15 protein-coding genes and 1 tRNA gene are annotated in these 17,466 nt (G+C 72.8%); 8 read left to right on the top strand and 8 right to left on the bottom strand.

Annotated features, from left to right (window positions below; all coding sequences use genetic code 11):
* The first annotated feature begins 4 nt into the window (after positions 1–4).
* A tRNA-Ala gene (locus AB0M29_RS11680) sits at positions 5–78 on the top strand.
* Positions 79–355: 277 nt separating this feature from the next.
* On the opposite strand, the gene AB0M29_RS11675 is transcribed toward AB0M29_RS11680, so the two are convergent.
* Both AB0M29_RS11675 and AB0M29_RS11670 read right to left on the bottom strand, forming a co-directional pair.
* Positions 356–1,279, bottom strand: coding sequence for an AEC family transporter (locus AB0M29_RS11675; protein WP_365382024.1), 924 nt, complete (start codon positions 1,277–1,279; stop codon positions 356–358).
* A gap of 174 nt (positions 1,280–1,453) precedes the next feature.
* Positions 1,454–2,743: an MFS transporter gene (locus AB0M29_RS11670; protein ID WP_365382023.1), complete on the bottom strand. Its 1,290-nt coding sequence runs from the start codon at positions 2,741–2,743 to the stop codon at positions 1,454–1,456.
* A gap of 199 nt (positions 2,744–2,942) precedes the next feature.
* On the opposite strand from AB0M29_RS11670, the gene ribA reads away from it, so the two are divergent.
* From ribA to AB0M29_RS11650, 4 genes are all read left to right on the top strand, one after another.
* Complete coding sequence (ribA, locus tag AB0M29_RS11665; RefSeq protein ID WP_365382022.1) at positions 2,943–3,647, top strand: GTP cyclohydrolase II; 705 nt, start codon at positions 2,943–2,945, stop codon at positions 3,645–3,647.
* Between the two features lie 123 nt (positions 3,648–3,770).
* Positions 3,771–4,370 carry a TetR/AcrR family transcriptional regulator gene (locus tag AB0M29_RS11660; RefSeq protein ID WP_365382021.1) on the top strand — a complete coding sequence of 200 codons (600 nt, stop codon included), beginning with the start codon at positions 3,771–3,773 and terminating at the stop codon, positions 4,368–4,370.
* Between the two features lie 111 nt (positions 4,371–4,481).
* The gene (locus tag AB0M29_RS11655; protein WP_365382020.1) at positions 4,482–6,698 is read left to right on the top strand and encodes an MMPL family transporter; all 2,217 of its coding nucleotides are present in this window, start codon (positions 4,482–4,484) and stop codon (positions 6,696–6,698) included.
* Between the two features lie 156 nt (positions 6,699–6,854).
* The gene (locus AB0M29_RS11650; RefSeq protein ID WP_365382019.1) at positions 6,855–9,494 is read left to right on the top strand and encodes a YfhO family protein; all 2,640 of its coding nucleotides are present in this window, start codon (positions 6,855–6,857) and stop codon (positions 9,492–9,494) included.
* Positions 9,495–9,546: 52 nt separating this feature from the next.
* Here AB0M29_RS11650 and AB0M29_RS11645 read toward each other — a convergent pair whose 3' ends face one another.
* The 6 genes from AB0M29_RS11645 to AB0M29_RS11620 all read right to left on the bottom strand — a co-directional run bounded on the left by AB0M29_RS11645 (position 9,547) and on the right by AB0M29_RS11620 (position 13,770).
* On the bottom strand, positions 9,547–10,089 hold the full coding sequence (locus AB0M29_RS11645) for a methylated-DNA--[protein]-cysteine S-methyltransferase (RefSeq protein WP_365382018.1): 543 nt from the start codon (positions 10,087–10,089) through the stop codon (positions 9,547–9,549).
* Positions 10,086–11,576, bottom strand: coding sequence for an AlkA N-terminal domain-containing protein (locus tag AB0M29_RS11640; protein WP_365382017.1), 1,491 nt, complete (start codon positions 11,574–11,576; stop codon positions 10,086–10,088). Before AB0M29_RS11640 ends, AB0M29_RS11645 begins: the two co-directional genes overlap by 4 nt.
* 124 nt (positions 11,577–11,700) lie before the next feature.
* A complete protein-coding gene (locus AB0M29_RS11635; protein ID WP_365382016.1) occupies positions 11,701–12,162 on the bottom strand; it encodes a (4Fe-4S)-binding protein in 462 nt (153 codons plus the stop codon).
* A 40-nt stretch (positions 12,163–12,202) separates the two neighbouring features.
* A complete protein-coding gene (locus AB0M29_RS11630; RefSeq protein ID WP_365382015.1) occupies positions 12,203–12,526 on the bottom strand; it encodes a GNAT family N-acetyltransferase in 324 nt (107 codons plus the stop codon).
* Positions 12,523–12,789, bottom strand: coding sequence for a DUF2630 family protein (locus AB0M29_RS11625; protein ID WP_365382014.1), 267 nt, complete (start codon positions 12,787–12,789; stop codon positions 12,523–12,525). Before AB0M29_RS11625 ends, AB0M29_RS11630 begins: the two co-directional genes overlap by 4 nt.
* Before the next feature lie 99 nt (positions 12,790–12,888).
* On the bottom strand, positions 12,889–13,770 hold the full coding sequence (locus AB0M29_RS11620) for a MerR family transcriptional regulator (protein WP_365382013.1): 882 nt from the start codon (positions 13,768–13,770) through the stop codon (positions 12,889–12,891).
* Positions 13,771–13,985: 215 nt separating this feature from the next.
* Between AB0M29_RS11620 and AB0M29_RS11615 the strand changes: the two genes are divergently transcribed.
* Genes AB0M29_RS11615 through AB0M29_RS11605 form a run of 3 tightly spaced genes read left to right on the top strand, consistent with a single transcriptional unit; the run spans position 13,986 to position 17,400 of the window.
* Complete coding sequence (locus AB0M29_RS11615) at positions 13,986–15,500, top strand: NAD(P)/FAD-dependent oxidoreductase (protein ID WP_365382012.1); 1,515 nt, start codon at positions 13,986–13,988, stop codon at positions 15,498–15,500.
* On the top strand, positions 15,497–16,498 hold the full coding sequence (locus AB0M29_RS11610; RefSeq protein WP_365382011.1) for an alpha/beta hydrolase: 1,002 nt from the start codon (positions 15,497–15,499) through the stop codon (positions 16,496–16,498). The genes AB0M29_RS11615 and AB0M29_RS11610 overlap by 4 nt, the downstream gene beginning before the upstream one ends.
* Positions 16,495–17,400, top strand: coding sequence for an SDR family oxidoreductase (locus AB0M29_RS11605; RefSeq protein WP_365382010.1), 906 nt, complete (start codon positions 16,495–16,497; stop codon positions 17,398–17,400). The genes AB0M29_RS11610 and AB0M29_RS11605 overlap by 4 nt, the downstream gene beginning before the upstream one ends.
* Positions 17,401–17,466 lie beyond the last annotated feature (66 nt).

Genomic DNA, 17,466 nt, shown 5'->3' with positions numbered 1-17,466 from the left:
GCAAGGGCCTGTGGCGCAGTCCGGTAGCGCACCTCGTTCGCATCGAGGGGGTCAGGGGTTCGAATCCCCTCAGGTCCACGTAGCAAGGAAAAGCCTCCGGCGGAGAAATCCGCCGGAGGCTTTTTTCATGCCCTCAGGGCTCGCGGCGGCGGCGGGGGTGAGGAGGCCGCGGTTGAAGGCTTCGGCTACGGCGGCGGCGCGGTCGCTGACGCCGAGGGGTCTCCCCCCGCTCCACGGCGAACGACACGTCCTCGACCGCCTTCCGCGGCCTCCGGCCGGTGCACCGTACGGCTGGGCCCCCTCAACCGATCGGCTGAGGGGGCCCGTTCGCGGTACGGCCGCGGCGGGCGGCGCTTCAGCCCAGGAGGTAGGCGATCAGGGAGAGGGAGAGCATCGAGAGGAGGGTGGTGAGGAGGACGGTGTCGCGGGGGAGTTCGGTGTCGAGGCGGTATTCGGAGGCGAAGATGAAGGCGTTCTGGGCGGTGGGGAGGCCGGAGCAGAGGACGACGGCGAAGAGGGCGTGGCCGTGGAGGGAGAAGGCGTAGCGGGCCAGGAGGTAGGCGAGCAGGGGCTGGGCGGCGATCTTGAGGGCGACCAGGAGGCGGCGTTCGGTGCGGGCGGCGGGGGAGGGGCGGGTGCGGGTGTTGAGGGAGATGCCGAGGGCGAAGAGGGCCGAGGGGACGGCGGCGCCGCCCAGGAGCTGGAGCGGGGAGGTCGCCTCGGCGGGGAGGTGCCAGCCGGCGGCGGCGACCGCCAGGCTCGCCGCGGAGGCGGCGATGACCGGGTTCCGGAAGGGGAGTTGGAGCATGCGCCCCCAGCGGGCGCCCGGGCCGCGGTGGGTGTCGAGGTCTATCAGCACCAGGATCAGCGGCGTGATGAAGAGCATCTGGAAGAGCGCCGCGGAGATGATGAAGGTCGTGTCGTGCAGGACGTGGACGGCGACCGGGATGCCGAGGTTGGCGGAGTTGACGTAGGAGCCGCACATCGCCGCGATCGACTGGTCGGCCTGGCGGTGCCGGAAGACCCAGCGGGCCAGGGCGAGTCCGGCGGCGAAGACCGCGACCAGGCTGAGGGCGAAGACGCCGACGCCCGCGGTGGCGAGTGCGCCGATGTGCGACCGGGACATCGTCAGGAAGAGCAGTGACGGCATGGCGAAGGTGAAGGCGAAGCGGCCGAGCACGGTCTGCGCCTCGTCGCCGAGTACGCGGTACCTGCCGGCGATCCAGCCGAGCGCGGTGACCACCCAGATGGGCAGGAAGCCGGTGATGACGGAGTGCACGTGCGGCTATCCCCGTCCCCCGAGGCCGCGTCCCCCGTGGCCGCGTCCGGCGTGGCCCCGTCCCCCGCGCCGCCCCCCGCCGGTCCCACCCGCATCCCTCACCCCGTCAGCATGCCGGACCCCGCGCCGCGGTCAGCGGGCGGGGTCCGAGGTGGTCCAGGGGGAGGGAGGGGGCTACGCGCCGATCGCGTCCGCCAGTTCCTCGCGGCCGCGGCCCAGCAGGTGGTGGGCGGTGAAGAAGGCGGCGGCCAGCGCCGTGCAGGACAGCAGGAGCAGGGCGAGGGCGAAGGCGCTGGTCTCGCCGGAGCCGAAGCCCAGCACCAGGGGCGGGAGGGAGCCGCCGAGGCCGCCCGCGGCGCCGGTCAGACCGGTGACCGTGCCGAGCCGGTCCCGGCCGGTGACGGTGACGGTCAGGGCGAGCACCGCGCCGCAGCCCAGGCCGATGCCCGCGGCGAGCACCAGGAAGGCCAGGGTTGCCCAAGGGGCGAGCGCCGGGGTGAAGGTCTGCCCGACGGCCGCCGCGCCGCACGCGGCGAAGGAGGCGACGAGCACCCGGGCCGGGCCCGTGTGGTCGCACAGCGCGCCGCCGAGCGGACGGAAGAGGACGGCGACCAGCAGGAAGAGCGCGGTACGGGTGGCCGCGTCGTTCTGCGAGAGGTCGTAGGCGTCCTTGAAGTACGTCGTCAGATAGGCGCCCATCGCGACGAAGGCGCCGACGCAGACCGTGGAGAGCATGGCGAGCCTGACGGTGGCGGTCTGCCGTGCGGCCGCGGCCAGCCGCCGGCCGAAGGTGCCGGACGGGACCGGGCGGCCGGGGGCGTCCCTGGTGAGGACGGCGGCGGCCGTGCCGTACAGCAGCAGCGCGGCGGCGACGACGTAGAACATGGCGTTGGCGTCGTCGAACCAGCGCAGGAAGTGCGGGGTGAGGAAGATCGCGAGGGCGGTGCCGCCGGTGCCCAGGCCGAGGACGCCGGTGGCCAGGCCGCGGCGCTCGGGCGGGAACCAGGCGGTGGCGTACGGCACGGCCGCGGCGAGGAAGCTGCCGCCGATGCCGAGCAGCAGGCCGACCAGGACCAGCGGCCAGTAGGAGTGGACGAGGCAGAGGGCCAGCACCGGCACGGCGGTGGCGAAGCTGATCAGCGGGAGGGTCAGCCGGGCGCCGTAGCGGTCGGTGAGGGCGCCCGCCGGGATCCGGCCGAGCGAGCCGACCAGTAGCGGGGCGGCGACCAGCAGGGACTTCTGGGCCGCGCTGAGGCCCAGTTCCTGCCGGTAGATGGGCCCGAGCGGGCTGATCAGCCCCCAGGCCCAGAAAGCGATCGCCAGCCCCACGGTGGCCAGGGCAAGATGGGTGCGGGCCTCGGTCGTCACCGGGGCGCCCGGGGTGCCGGTCGCGGTCCCGGTCGCGCGGTCCGGGGCGCCTGCCCGGGTCTTGGTCGCATTGCGGATGTCGGCGTCAGTCAGCATGTCCGCTGTCCGTTTCGTCGGTCGTTCCGGTTCTGCTGCTCACCCCGTGTTGTTAACCGGCCGCTGACGGTGCATCACCTGGCCCGTGGTGAGGTTGGGCCGAATGTGTGACCTGGGTCACAGCCATTGGTGGGCGTCGGCGGAAATATTCCCGCCCTCGGAAGAGCTTGATATTTCAAGATCTTACGAGGGAGTGTCCATGTCGGTTGACGAAGTCGATGCAGCGGTAGCGGTCGTGCTTGACGCAGCGGGGCAGGCCCACGGAGAGGCCGCAGTGGCCGGGGAGGGCCCGCTGCCGGTCGCGGGAGTCCGGACGAAGGTGCGGGTGCCGCTGCGCTTCGCCGACGGGTGGGGGACGACGGCCGACGTCTTCACGTTCACCGGTCTCGCGGACGGCAAGGAACATCTGGCGCTCGGCCTGGGTGACTACGAGAACGCGGCGGTGCCGCTGGTCAGACCGCACTCCGAGTGCCTGACCGGCGATGTCTTCGGCTCCGAGCGCTGCGACTGCGGGCCGCAGCTCAGGGAGGCCGTGGAGCGGATCGCCGAGCGCGGCGGCTATCTGCTGTACCTGCGCCAGGAGGGCCGGGGGATCGGGCTCTACGCCAAGCTCGACGCGTACGCGCTGCAGGACGACGGCCTCGACACGTACGAGGCCAACCGTGCGCTGGGCCGCGCCGACGACGAGCGCGACTACACCGCGGCGGCCCAGATGCTGGCCGCCCTCGGTGTCGACGCCATCCGGCTGCTCAGCAACAACCCGGACAAGGCGCGGCAGCTCACCGCGCTGGGCACCGAGGTGGTGGAGCGCATCCCCACCGGCGTGCACATGTCCGACGCCAATGTCCGCTACCTGCGGGCGAAGGTCGAGCACACCGGCCACACCCTGGCGCTGCCCGCGTAGCGCCCGCCTGCCGGGAATTGACCCAGACGTGACACGGCCCACGATCGAAACGGTAGCGTTTCGATCGTGGGCCGTCTATTGTCGAGGTGTACGGCAGCGTTTCGCACGATCGGAGGACAGGACATGACGCCGCAGGAGGCAGCAGCCACGCGTCGTACCCGCCTGACCCCCGAGCGCGAGGGGGAGCTCTACGCGGCCGTCGTCGAACTCCTGCGGGAGGTCGGCTACGAGGCGCTGACGATGGACGCGGTCGCGGCCCGTACCCGCTCCAGCAAGGCCACCCTCTACCGCCAGTGGAAGGGCAAGCCGGAGCTGGTCGCCACCGCGCTGCGGCACTCCAAGGGAGTGTCGCCCGCGGACATCGACACGGGCTCCCTCGCGACGGACCTGCACGAACTGGTCCGCCGGCACGACGAGGCGGAGACCAAGCGGGACCAGGAACTCATGCGCGGGCTGGCCCATGCCGCGTTCCAGAACGAGGACCTGTTCCGCGCCCTGCGGGAGTTGCTGATCGAGCCGGAGCTGGAGAGCTTCCGCGTCCTGGTGCAGCGCGCCGTGGACCGCGGCGAGCTGGCCGCGGACAACCCGGCACGCGACTTCATCCCGCACATGCTCTTCGGGGGCGCACTGGCGCGTCCCATCATCGAGGGCATCGACCCCGATCCCGAGTACTCCCACAGATACATCGACGCCGTGGTCGTCCCCGCCCTGCGTCTGCGCTGAACCCCAACCCCCTTTCTCAGCACCACCGCTCCACCTGACACGCCGCTCTCGTCGTCGGGCTGGTTCCTCACGCCCTGAATTCCGCCCTTCCTGACGGGAGCCCCAGCCTCCATGGCCACATTCCTCTACAAACTGGGCCGGTTCGCCTTCCGGCGACGCCGGTACGTCCTCCTCATATGGGTGGCGCTGCTCGCGCTCGCGGGTGTCGGCGCCGCGACCGCGCCGTCCGCGCCGACCGACAACTTCACCGTGCCGGGCACGGAGGCGCAGCACGCCTTCGACCTGCTGCACGAGCGCTTCCCCGGCTCCAACGCCGACGGCGCCACCGCGCGCATGGTCTTCAAGGCGCCGGGCGGCCAGAAGATCACCGCGGGTCCGAACAAGGCGGCCGTCGAACGCGTCGTCGAGGAGCTGAAGCACACCCCGCAGAAGGCCACCGTGGCCGACCCGTTCTCGGGCGGCGGGGACGCGGTCAGCAAGGACGGCACCACCGCGTACGCGTCGGTCAGCTACACGGCCAAGTCCACCGAGATCACCGACGCCACCCACACGGCGATCGAGAAGGCGGCGAAGGACGGCCGGGCCGCGGGGCTGACCGTGGAGACCGGCGGCACCGCGCTCCAGGCGACACCGGAGACCGGCAACAGCGAGGTCATCGGTATCGGTATCGCCGCCGTGGTGCTGATGATCACCTTCAGCTCGCTGGTCGCCGCCGGGTTGCCACTGCTCACCGCGATCATGGGCGTGGGCATCGGCATCGCGTCCATCACCGCGCTGGCCAGCACCCTCGGGCTGTCAGCCACCTCCTCCACGCTGGCCTCGATGATCGGCCTCGCGGTCGGTATCGACTACGCCCTCTTCATCGTCTCCCGCCACCGGCACGAACTCATGGAGGGCCGGGACGGCGAGGACGCGGCGGGCCGCGCGGTGGGTACGGCGGGCTCCGCCGTGGTCTTCGCCGGTCTCACCGTGCTGATCGCGCTCGCGGGCCTGGCCGTGGTCAACATCCCGATGCTGACCAAGATGGGCCTGGCGGCCGCGGCCACCGTCGCGATCGCCGTCCTCATCGCGCTCACCCTCATCCCCGCGCTGCTCGGCTTCGCCGGGCCCAAGGTGCTCACCCGCAAGGTCCGCAAGGGCAGGGCGGCCGCCACGGACAAGCCCAACATGGGCACCCGCTGGGCGCGGATGGTCGTACGGCGCCGGGTGCCGTTCCTGCTCGCCGGTGTGGTGGCGCTGGGGCTGGCCGCGATCCCGATGAGCAAGATGGAACTGGGCCTGCCCGACGACGGCTCGCAGCCGGTGAGCACCACGCAGCGCCGCGCCTACGACATGTTGTCCGACGGCTTCGGGCCCGGCTTCAACGGGCCGCTGATGATCGTGGTCGACGCCGCGCACAGCGACCACCCGAAGGCGGCGGCGGACAAGGTGAAGTCCACCATCGCCTCCTTCCCCGACGTGAAGACGGTGCACGAGCCGGCGTTCAACAAGGCGGGCGACACCGCCACCCTCACCGTGGTGCCCGCGTCCAAGCCGAGCAGCACCACCACCGAGGACCTGGTCCATGTGATCCGCGGCCACTCCGCGGACTTCACCAGCGCCACCGGGGCGAAGGTGCTGGTCACCGGCACCACCGCGATGAACATCGACGTCTCGCAGACGCTCAACGACGCGCTGCTGCCCTATCTGGCGCTCGTCGTCGGCCTCGCCTTCCTGCTGCTGATGATCGTCTTCCGCTCGGTGCTGGTGCCGCTCAAGGCGGCGCTAGGGTTCCTGCTGTCCGTACTCGCCGCGCTCGGCGCGGTGGTGGCGGTCTTCCAGTGGGGCTGGCTGTCCGGGCTGCTGGGCGTGGAGCAGACCGGGCCGATCATGAGCATGATGCCGATCTTCATGATCGGTGTGGTGTTCGGGCTGGCCATGGACTACGAGGTGTTCCTGGTGACCCGGATGCGGGAGGCGTACGTCCACGGCGAGACGCCGGGCCAGGCCGTCGTCACCGGCTTCACCCACGGCGCCCGGGTGGTGTCGGCCGCCGCGGTCATCATGATCAGCGTCTTCGCGGGCTTCATCGGCTCCTCCGAGGCGATGATCAAGATGATGGGCTTCGGCCTGGCCATCGCCGTGGCCTTCGACGCCTTCATCGTGCGGATGACGATCGTGCCCGCCGTCCTCGCCCTGCTCGGCCGCTCCGCCTGGTGGCTGCCGCGCTGGCTCGACCGCGCGCTGCCCAACGTCGACGTGGAGGGCGAGCAGCTGCGCAAGAACCTGGCGGCCTCCGCGGAGCACGACGACGCGGACGCCGACGCCCCGGAGCCCGTACGGGTCTGACCTGAGCGATGTACGGAACGGACGCCCGGCCGGTGGGGACCAACCACCGGCCGGGCGTCCCCCGTTCACCTCCGGGTCGATGGACGGACGCATTCCCGTCGCGCACGGCTGCTTACTATCCGGTGACATCCAGGATCATGTGCACCGGGGGAACCTATGGCACCGCTGCAAATTCCTCCGGGCGCCGTCAGCAGGCTGCGGGCGTCGCTCTTCGCGGCATGCGTCTCGGCGTTCGCCTTCTGCGTCGGTGACGCGATCGCGGGCAGCTACCCCTTCGGCGGACGCACCCGCGACGTGAACGACCTGGGCAACCAGTTCGTCCCGTACCACGCCCATCTGTGGGACCTGCTGCACGGCACGGCCGACGGCGGGCTGCTGCTCAACTGGCAGTCCGGATACGGCAGCAGTTTCCTGCCGGACCTCGGCACCTATGTCTCCAGCCCGTTCGCACTGCTCGTCGCGCTCTTCCCGCGGGACGAGATCGATCTGGCGGTCTATGTCGTCAGCGTGCTGAAGATCTCGGCGGCCGCCGCCGCGATGGCCTTCGTGCTGCTGACGCTGCGGCCGGGCCGCTGGTGGGCGGCGGGAGTGCTCGGCGCCTCGTACGCGCTGTGCGGGTGGACCGTGATGCTCGCGTCGTACAACCCGATGTGGCTCGACGGGCTGATCGCCTTCCCGCTGCTGTGCCTGGTGGGGGAGTGGGCCAGGGCCGGGCGGCGGCCCGTGGTGTCCGTCGTGGTGGTCGCGCTGTGCTGGACCGCCAACTTCTACACCGCGTACATGGCGACCATCGGCGCCGGGCTTGTGCTGATCGTGCGGCTGCTCACCGAACCGGACGAGGAGGACGGCCCGGCGGCCGCGGCGGGACCGCGCGGCGCGCGCCGGTGGTTCGGGGTGCTCGGCCGGGCGGCGCTCAGCACCGGACTCGGCATCGGCCTCACCGCACCGCTGCTCATGACGATCATGAAGGGCACCAAGCTCGCCTACCCGGGCCTGGTGAAGGAGTTCCAGCCCTCGCCGTGGGCCGATCTGCTGGGCCGGATGCTGCCGGGCACCTACGGTTTCGCCACCCCCTCCACGTATCTCGACACCTTCGCGCTGCTGCTGGCCTTCGCGCTGCCCTTCCACCCGGCGGTGCCGCGCCGCACCCGGACGGTGTGGACCTCGCTGGTCGTCGCCGTCGGGCTCTCCCTGCAGTGGAAGCCGACGCATCTGCTGTGGCACGCCTTCACCACGCCCAACGGCAGCGCGTACCGCGAGACGTTCGTCTTCAGCGGCATGCTGGTGATGGCCGCCTGGCTGGCGCTCGCCCACGGGCTGCCCGGATGGCGGCAGATCGGCGCCGCGTCCGGGATCATCGGCGTGATCGTGCTGGTCACGCTGGTCGGCGCCGACGACGGGGTGACCGGCCTGGGCACCTACCCGATGGCGGGAGTCGGGCTGGCCGCCGTGCTGGGCGCGCTGTACCTGCTGCACCGGGCGGACCGGCTGCGGCACCGCAGGCTGGCGATGGCCGGTGTCGCGCTGCTGCTCCTCACCCAGGTCGGGGAGTCCGCGCTCACCAACGCCTGGACCGACCGGTCGCGGCTGGCCGCCATGGACGACTACCCGCAGTGGGGGCAGCGGCAGACCTGGCAGCGGCAGACGGTCGCGGGCGCCGAGGACTGGCCGGACCAGCGCACCGACCCGGGACGTGCACAGACCGTCGGCAACGACCCGTTGATGGTCGGCGGCCAGGGCGCCCAGTACTACAGCAGCCTCACCGCCGATGTGTGGACCCGGACGCTGACCGCGCTCGGCGGCGGCTGGACCTCGCGCGGCCGCTCCCTGCAGAGCCTCGACAACCCCGTCACCGACGTGCTGTTCTCGGTCGGCGCCCGGCTGCACTCGCCGACCGACCCGCACCAGCACGGCAACCCGCCGCAGACCGCGCCGCCGACCGTCACCCGGCAGGCCGTCCCGCCGCTTGTGACGGTACGGCCCAACGCGCCGGCGTCCGGCTACGGCACCTCGCCCTACCTCAACCAGGAAATGCTGCTGGGCTCCACCGTCTACACCCCGGCCACCTTCCAACTGCGCACCAGCAAGGGCGCGTTGGTGCAGCCGGGGCCCGACGGATTCCGGGTCACCGGGACCAGGGCCAAGCGGCAGGCGAGCACCTACGGGCTGACCGCGTCCTGCCCCGCGGGTACCGACATCTACTTCTGGGCGCCGAACTTCAACGGCAACGTGAACCTGCCGAGCCAGACCAAGATCGGCTTCGTCGGCCGGATGCCCACCCACAGCGCCGCCGTCGAGCGGATCGGCGCCACCCCGGCGGGCGGCCGGTTCACCCTGTGGGTACGGGCGATGGAGCGCGGCACGGTGCCGCCCCAGGCCATCGGCTGCCTGGACCGCGGGCGGCTGGCCGCGGCGGAGCAGCGGCTCGCCACCGGGGGCGCCACCCACGTACAGGTCACCGACGACGGGATCAGCGCCCAACTGCCCGCGGGCTCCCTCGGGTTCGCGGTGGTCGCCGCGCCCGCCATCACCGGCTGGAGCTGCTCGGCGGGGGGCGGCTCCGCGCACCCGGCCACGTCCTACCTCGGCCTGGTCGCGGTCCCGCTGACCGGCGGCGCCACCTCGATCTCCTGCTCCTTCACCCCGCCCGGTCTGCACCTCGGCGAGGCGGCGGGCGGTGCCTCGCTGCTGGGAGTGGCACTGCTCGCCGGGTACGGCTGGTGGCGCCGGCGCCGTCCGGGCGCCCCCGACTCCGACCCGTCGGAACTGCCCGCCTCGGTGCCGGCGGGCGTCTGAACCACTCTCTGAGCCCACCCCTGAACCACCCTGCCGGGAGCGGCGCCTGACGTCACATCAGCGTCGGCTGCTGGGCGCCGCTCTCGAAGGACAGCAGCCAGCGCTTGCGCGGGATGCCGCCGCCGTAGCCGGTCATGCTGCCGTTGGCACCGATCACCCGGTGGCACGGCACGATGATGCCGATCGGGTTCTTGCCGTTGGCCAGCCCGACCGCCCGGGAGGCGCCCGGCTGCCCGAGCACCTCGGCGAGTTCACCGTACGAGACGGTCTCGCCGTACGGGATGTCGCGCAGCGCCGCCCAGACGCGCCGCTGGAACGGGGTGCCGGACATGGCGAGCGGCAGGTCGTCGAAGTCGGTGCGGGTGCCGGCGAAGTACGCCGCCAACTGCTCTTCCGCGGCGGCGAAGACGGGGCTGTCCCCGGGCTCGCCGCAGGTCTCCTGGGCGGGGCGGTGCCGCTGGTCGACCATGTAGAGGCCGACGAGGGCGTCCTCGCGGGCCACCAGGGTCAGCGGGCCGCAGGGGCTGTCCACGACGGTGTGGACGGTGGCCGGGGCGGCGGCTTCCGCCGTCTGCGTGCCGGTGGTGCTGGTCATCGGGAAGTGCCTTCCGTCGGGAGGACGTTGATGGGGTGGTCGCCGGTCGCCCACAGGTACTGGGTGGCGTAGGCGCGCCACGGCGACCACGCGGCGGAGTGCTTGACCAGGGCGGCGGGCGTGGCGGGCATGCCCAGTTCGCGGGCCGCGTTGCGGACGCCGAGGTCGGTCGGCAGGAAGGCGTCCGGGTCGCCGAGCGCCCGCATCGCGATGGACTCGACCGTCCACGGCCCGAAGCCGGGCAGTGCGTTCAGCCGGGCCCGCGCCTGCTGCCAGTCGCTGCCCACGTCGAGGTCCAACTCCCCGCTGCCCAGGGCCTGGACGAGCGCCGCCAGGGTGTCTCGCCGGGTCTGCGGCATGGCCAGCGCGGCCGGGTCGAGCCCGGCCAGTGCCTCCGGCTCGGGGAAGAGATGGGTCAGCCCGCCGCCGGGGTCGGCCACCGGCTCGCCGTACGCCGTCACCAGCCGTCCGGCGTGGGTACGGGCCGCCGCCGTCGAGATCTGCTGCCCGAGGACCGCGCGTACCGCGAACTCGGGCCCGTCGGTGACCCGCGGCACCCGTCGCCCCGGCGCCTTGGCCACCAGCGGCGCGAGCACCGGGTCGGCGGACAGCAGCGCGTCCACCGCCAGCGGGTCCGCGTCCAGGTCGAGCAGCCGCCGGCAGCGGCTGATCGCCTGGCTGAGGTCACGCCAGTCGGTGAGCCACAACTGGCAGGCGATGTGGTCGGGTTCGGGCCGCAGCGCCACGATGCCGGTGCCGTGCGGCAGCCGCAGGGTGCGGCGGTACGCGCCCGCCCGCCACTCCTCCACACCGGGGACGGCGGTCGCCGCCAGGTGCCCGAACAGGTTGTCCGGGGTGAGCGGCTTGCGGAAGGGCAGCCGCAGCGAGAGCGTCCCGGTCGCGGCGGCCGGGCGGCCCTTCGCCACCCGGGCACGCAGGTCGCCGGGCGAGAGCGCGAAGACCTGCCGCACGGTGTCGTTGAAGGTGCGGACGCTGGCGAATCCGGCGGCGAAGGCGATGTCGGCCATCGGCAGCGCGGTGGTCTCGATCAGCAGCCGCGCGGTCTGCGCGCGCTGGGCGCGGGCCAGGGCCAGCGGCCCCGCGCCCAGCTCGGCCAGCAGTTGCCGCTGGATCTGCCGGGAGCTGTAGCCGAGCCGGGTGGCCAGACCCGGCACACCCTCCCGGTCCACCACACCGTCGCTGATCAGCCGCATCGCGCGGGCCACCAGATCGGCCCGCTCGTTCCACTGCGGTGAGCCGGGACTGGCGTCGGGACGGCAGCGCTTGCAGGCGCGGAAACCGGCCTGCTGCGCGGCGGCGGCGCTCGGGTAGAAGGTCATGTTCTGCACCTTCGGGGGCACCACCGGGCAGCTCGGACGGCAGTAGATGCGGGTCGTCAGCACCGCCGTGAAGAACCACCCGTCAAAGCGGGCGTCCTTCGACTGGACGGCGCGGACGCAGGCGTCGAAGTCCGTTTCCGTATGCACCCCACCAGCATCGCCCGTCGTCACGATCCTGGTCTGGCGAGAAAACGACATCAAGGTCGGGGGCGGTGTTCCCGGTGGTCAGCGGTGCCGGACCCGGCTCCCGTACGGCGGCGCGCGACCCGGGTCAGCCGCGCCGGCCGTCCCGGTCGCGGTCCCCGCAGGCGCCCGCGTGGTCGCAGTACGGCTGGTGGGCGCTGGCCCCGCAGCCGCACAGGACCGCGCGGGTCTCCTGCCGCGGGCCGGCTTCGGTGTGCAGCAGCAGGTCACCGCGGACGACGAGGCGGCCGTCGGGGGCGCGGGAGATCTCGGTGGGGTGGCTGGGGCGCTCGTCCCGCTCGGCGTCGAGCCGGTACTGCAGCGCGCCCGACGGGCAGCGCCGTACCACCTGCGCGACCGCCTCGGCGGCTGTCTCGCCGTCGCCCGCCGCGTCCGGCCGGATCCATGGCCGCCGCGCCGGGTCGAACACCTCGGGCATTCCCTGGACGCACTCCGCCGCGTGCAGACAGCGCTCGGCGTCGAACGTGACGGTGATCAGGCGGCCGGTGTACGCCTTCGCGTTCCCGGGCAGCGGGACCTCGGTGTTCATACGGCGCCTTTCGTGAGTGCGGCCGGGCCGGCCCGCCGGGTCAGTCCGAGACGGAGCTCCTCGGCTCGTACTGCAGATCCGCGTACTCGGGGTGCTTGCCGATCCAGCCCTCGAAGAACGGGCAGATCGCCAGGACGTGCAAGCCCTCGGCGCGGGCGGCGTCCAGGGCGGTACGCGCCAGGGCGGAGCCGACACCGCGGCCCTCGTAGGCGTCCTTCACCTCGGTGTGGAGAAAGGCGATCATGTCACCTGTGCGCAGGTACACCGCCACTCCGGCGACGTCGTCGCCGATCCGCGCCTCGTACCGCTTGTCCTGCGGGGCGTCGGTGACCGTCACGTCCCCCGCTCCGGTGGCGGCGGTCATGAACGGTAGTTCTCTACGGTGGAGGACGGGCGGACCTGGGCCTCGCCGGGATCCTCACCGACCTCGGCCAGCGCGCGGCGCTGCCGCAGCAGGTCCCAGCACTGGTCGAGCGCGCGTTCCAGGGCTTCCAGGCGCTCGCGTTCCGTCTCACCGTCGATGCTGCCGTCGGCGAGCAGCGCGCGCAGCGCCTTCTCGTCGGCGACCATCGCACTGATCCGGCCGAGTATCGCCTGTTCCGCTCCGGCGTCTTGGGGCTGTTGCACGGGATACCTCCCGAGTGGGTCCGGACTACGGCTCCTACTCTTGCAGGTCGCGCCGCGTCGCGCGCGCGAAGGGGCGGCGGGAGCCGCCACGCCGGGTGTTCACCGCCCGGAAGGGCCGGATTCCTCCGCGGTGTCCGGCGACCGCGGAGGGTCGACCGCCCGCGCCGATTCCTCCGCCCGCGCCGGGTCCTCCGCCGCGTCCGCCGTGCCCGCGGGTCGCGCCGCGTCCGTCCGCTCGGCCTGCTCGCGCAGCCAGAGGTCGATCTCCACCCGTACCCGGCGCTCCATGGCCAGCGACATCTCGGCGTCCACGATGTTCTTGGCCAGCGGGCGCAGCCGCTGGAGGGACTCGGCGAGGCGGTGCGCCTCGCCGGGCGGCAGCTCGCCCATCGGGCAGAGCACATGGGTGCGGATGACCTGCGTGAAGAGGTCGGCCAGGGCGTCCACGTGGGCGCGTACCTCGCGGCCCGCGGCGAGGACGGCGGACAGCGGCACGCCTTCGTTGACCAGGGCGGTGGAGGCGTCGAGCAGACGGCGGCTGACGTGGGTGACCTCCTCGCCGTCGACCGAGATGTAGCCGATGTCGAGGGCGGCGGTCAGATTCTCGGCGGTGACGTCCTCGCCGAAGTGGTCGGCCAGCTCCTCGGGGGCCAGCCGGACGGGGGTCTCGTCGGACCAGGGCCCGGCCAAGGCGCCCTCCAGCCCGAGCAGTTCGGCCACGCCGTCCAGGGTGCGGCCGTTCTCCCAGGCGGCGATCAGCTCGGTGATGCCGCCGAGGGTGTGCCCGCGGTCCAGCAGCGCCGCGATGGTCCGCAGCCGGCTGAGGTGCGCCTCGGAGTACCAGGCGATCCGGCCGTCCCTGCGCGGCGGGGGCAGCAGCCGCCGCTCCCGGTAGAACCGCAGGGTCCGCACGGGTATACCGGCCGCCTTGGCCAACTCCTCCACGCGGTACTCGCGCTCCGCGCTCCCGGTATCGTCCACCTGCCCAGCCTATCCACCCGCCCGGCGCCGTCCCCCTCGTGCGCCTGGTGCGTATCCGCCGCAAGGCCGCCACCCGGCCGCCGCCCCGCGGTCCCCGCGGCCGTGAAAAGTGGCACCACCCCCTACCGGAGGTAACCGATGTGGCCTACAGTCCGGACTGTGCCAGTGATTGCTGGCGCGATCAGGAGCGGGTTGCGGTGCGGAAGGGTGGTGCCATGGACGAGCTCGAACACGTACGGGTGGCGGTGATCGGCTCAGGGTTCGGTGGGCTGGGAGCCGCCGTACGGCTGCGGCGTGAGGGGATCACCGACTTCGTCGTCCTGGAGCGCGCCGACGCGGTCGGTGGCACCTGGCGCGACAACAGCTACCCGGGCTGCGCCTGCGACGTACCGTCGCACCTGTACTCGTTCTCCTTCGCACCCAACCCCGACTGGCCGCGGGCGTTCTCCGGGCAGGAGCACATCCGCGCGTATCTGGAGCGGGTCACCGACACCTTCGGGCTCCGCCCGCATCTGCGCTTCGGCGCCGAGGTGCGGCAGGCCCGCTGGGACGGCGAGCGCAACCGCTGGCACCTCACCACCGCCGCGGGCGAGCTGACCGCCGACGTCGTGGTCTCCGCCACCGGGCCGCTCTCCGACCCGAAGATCCCCGACATCCCCGGGATCGACGGCTTCCCCGGCCGGGTCTTCCACTCCTCCCGCTGGGACCACGACTTCGACCTGGCCGGCAAGCGGGTGGCGATGGTCGGCACCGGCGCCTCCGCGATCCAGATCGTGCCGTCCATCCAGCCCGAGGTCGGCAGCCTCACCGTGATCCAGCGCACCCCGCCGTGGGTGATGCCGCGGGTGGACCGCGGTGTCAGCGCCGCCGAGCGCTGGCTGCACGGCAGGGTGCCCAGCACCGCCAAGGCCCGCCGCGGACTGCTCTGGCTGATCAGGGAGTTCCAGGTCGGCGCCTTCGTCCGGCACCCCAAGCTGCTCAAGGCCGCCGAGCGGATCGCCGCCAACCACCTGCGGCGCTCGGTGAAGGACCCGGAGCTGCGGGCCCGTCTCACCCCCGACTACACCATCGGCTGCAAGCGCATCCTGCTGTCCAACACGTACTACCCGGCGCTGTCGCAGCCCAACACCGAGGTCGTCACCTCCGCCCTCGCCGAGGTGCGCGGCTCCACGATCGTCACCGCGGACGGCACCGAGCGCGAGGTCGACGCGATCATCTTCGGCACCGGCTTCCACGTCACCGACATGCCGATCGGCGACCGCGTCATCGGCGCGGACGGCCGCACGCTGGCCGAGCACTGGAAGGACGGCATGGCGGCGCTGCGCGGCTGCGCGGTCGACGGCTTCCCCAACCTGCTGTTCATCATCGGCCCCAACACCGGCCTCGGGAACAGCTCGATGATCCTGATGATCGAGTCGTCGCTGAACTACATGGCCGACTACCTGCGCACCCTCGCCGCCACCGGCGCCGCCGCGCTGGACGCCAAGGCCGGCGCGGTGACCGCGTGGAACGACGAGATGCAGCGCCGCGCGGCCCGTACCGTCTGGAACACCGGCGGCTGCAAGAGCTGGTACCTGGACGCCAACGGCCGCAACACCACGGCCTGGCCCGGCACCACCGCCGAATTCCGGCGCGCCACCCGGCAGTTGAAGCTCGCCGAGTACGAGGTGCTGGTGGCCGCCGAGACCCCAGCCGCCCCTCTGAAGACCGCCGCGGAGGTGGCGTCATGACGATCCCCTACGAAGCCGTGAGGGCCCGCCGCGAGCTGGCGGCCGTGTCCGCCGACGGCACCCGGCTGCACATCGAGGAGTACGGCCGGGCGGACGCCCCCACCGTGGTCCTCTCGCACGGCTGGACCTGCTCCACGCTGTTCTGGGCCCCGGTGGTCCGCGGTCTCGCCGCCGACTTCCGGGTGATCGCGTACGACCAGCGCGGCCACGGCCGCAGCGCGGTGCCCGTCGACCGCCGCGCCTACAGCACCGGGGTGCTCGCCGACGACCTGGAGGCCGTGCTGTCCGCGGCGCTGCCCGACGGTGAACGCGCCCTGCTCGCCGGGCACTCCATGGGCGGGATGACGATCATGGCGGCGTCCGGCCGGGCCGCCGTCCGGGACCGTACGGCGGCGGTGCTGCTGGCCAGCACCGGCAGCGGGCGGCTGCCCGGTACCAGCAAGGTGCTGCCGCCGGGCGTCCCCGGCACGTGGCTGCGGCGGGCCTTCCACCGGCAGCTGCTCACCTCCCGGCTGCCGCTCGGGCCGTCCAACGGGCTGAGCCGCGCCGCGCTCAAGTACGGCGTGATGGCGAGCGGTTCGACACCCGAGCAGGTCGAGTTCACCGCCCGTATCGTGCACGCCTGCCGGGCGGGGCAGCGGGCCGCGTGGGGCCGGGTGCTGTCCGTGCTCGACCTCGACGCCGAACTGGCCGCGCTCACCGCGCCGACCGCGGTCCTGGTCGGCACCGCGGACAAGCTCACGCCCGGCGTGCACGCGCACGGCATGGTGCGCGCCCTCCCGCACTGCACCGGCCTGACCGAACTGCCCGGGCTCGGGCACATGACCCCCATCGAGGACGCACAGGCGGTCGAGGCCGCGATCCGCGAACTCGCGGCGCGCTTCCTGACGGAAGCCCCCGCCTCCGCGGAAGCCCCGGCCGAAGTCCCCGCCCCGGCGGAAGCCGACGCGTCGGCCGAACCCGCCGCCGTCTCCGAGACCACCAAGGAGAGCGCATGAGCGCCAGCACCGCATCGATGAACGGCCAGGTCGTGGTGATCACCGGCGCGGCCCGCGGCGTCGGCGCGCTGCTGGCCCGCAAGCTCGCCGCGCGCGGCGCCCAGCTCGCGCTCGTCGGCCTGGAGCCCGACGAGTTGAAGCGGGTCGCCGCGGAGATCGGCGGCGGCGCGGCGTACTGGACCGCCGACGTCACCGACCGGGAGGCGATGGCCAGGACCGCCGCGGAGGTGGCGGAGCGCTTCGGCCGGATCGACGTGGTGGTCGCCAACGCCGGTGTGGCCACCGGTGGTCCCTTCCTCGACTCCGACCCCGACGCCTTCGACCGCGTCATCCAGGTCAACCTGCTGGGCAGCGTCGCCACCGCCCGCGCGTTCCTGCCCGCGCTGGTCGCCTCGCGCGGCTATCTGCTGCAGATCGCCTCGCTGGCCGCGCTGACCCCGGCGCCGATGATGGCCGCGTACTGCGCGAGCAAGTCGGGCGTCGAGGCGTTCGCGCACAGCCTGCGCGCGGAGGTCGGGCACAAGGGCGTCAAGGTCGGCGTCGGCTACCTCAGCTGGACCGACACCGACATGGTGCGCGGCGCCGACGAGGACGACGTGCTGCGCGCGCTGCGCGCCCGGCTGCCCTGGCCGACCAACCGCACCTACCCGCTGGAACCGGCCGTCGACCGTATCGCCGCCGGGATCGTCCGCCGCTCCCCGCACGTCTACGCCCAGTGGTGGCTGCGCGGCATGCAGTCGGTACGGGGCGCCCTGCCGTCCGTCATCGGCGGTGCGATGGGCAGGCGCGAGATGCGGAAGGCCGAACCGGCGCTCGCCAGGAACGGCGGTGCCCCACGCGGTCTCGTCGGCCGCGGCGGGGCCGCCGACGAGACCGCGCGATCGTCACGCTCCGTGAGCTGAAAACCCTTCCTGAGCTGGGGTTTTCACCGCGCGACACGCCCGAGATGCGCCCTTTGTCCGCCCATG

This window comes from Streptomyces sp. NPDC051976, assembly GCF_040680795.1.
In the GTDB taxonomy this organism is placed as follows: domain Bacteria; phylum Actinomycetota; class Actinomycetes; order Streptomycetales; family Streptomycetaceae; genus Actinacidiphila.
This window is presented reverse-complemented; position numbering and strand designations above follow the sequence as displayed.

What these genes read in the sequence shown, in the direction of transcription:
- AB0M29_RS11670 (WP_365382023.1), bottom strand. Translation starts at nt 2,743, where the DNA reads ATGCTGACTGACGCCGACATCCGCAATGCGACCAAGACCCGGGCAGGC.
- ribA (WP_365382022.1), top strand. Translation starts at nt 2,943, where the DNA reads ATGTCGGTTGACGAAGTCGATGCAGCGGTAGCGGTCGTGCTTGACGCA.
- AB0M29_RS11660 (WP_365382021.1), top strand. Translation starts at nt 3,771, where the DNA reads ATGACGCCGCAGGAGGCAGCAGCCACGCGTCGTACCCGCCTGACCCCC.
- AB0M29_RS11655 (WP_365382020.1), top strand. Translation starts at nt 4,482, where the DNA reads ATGGCCACATTCCTCTACAAACTGGGCCGGTTCGCCTTCCGGCGACGC.
- AB0M29_RS11650 (WP_365382019.1), top strand. Translation starts at nt 6,855, where the DNA reads ATGGCACCGCTGCAAATTCCTCCGGGCGCCGTCAGCAGGCTGCGGGCG.
- AB0M29_RS11645 (WP_365382018.1), bottom strand. Translation starts at nt 10,089, where the DNA reads ATGACCAGCACCACCGGCACGCAGACGGCGGAAGCCGCCGCCCCGGCC.
- AB0M29_RS11635 (WP_365382016.1), bottom strand. Translation starts at nt 12,162, where the DNA reads ATGAACACCGAGGTCCCGCTGCCCGGGAACGCGAAGGCGTACACCGGC.
- AB0M29_RS11630 (WP_365382015.1), bottom strand. Translation starts at nt 12,526, where the DNA reads ATGACCGCCGCCACCGGAGCGGGGGACGTGACGGTCACCGACGCCCCG.
- AB0M29_RS11615 (WP_365382012.1), top strand. Translation starts at nt 13,986, where the DNA reads ATGGACGAGCTCGAACACGTACGGGTGGCGGTGATCGGCTCAGGGTTC.
- AB0M29_RS11610 (WP_365382011.1), top strand. Translation starts at nt 15,497, where the DNA reads ATGACGATCCCCTACGAAGCCGTGAGGGCCCGCCGCGAGCTGGCGGCC.
- AB0M29_RS11605 (WP_365382010.1), top strand. Translation starts at nt 16,495, where the DNA reads ATGAGCGCCAGCACCGCATCGATGAACGGCCAGGTCGTGGTGATCACC.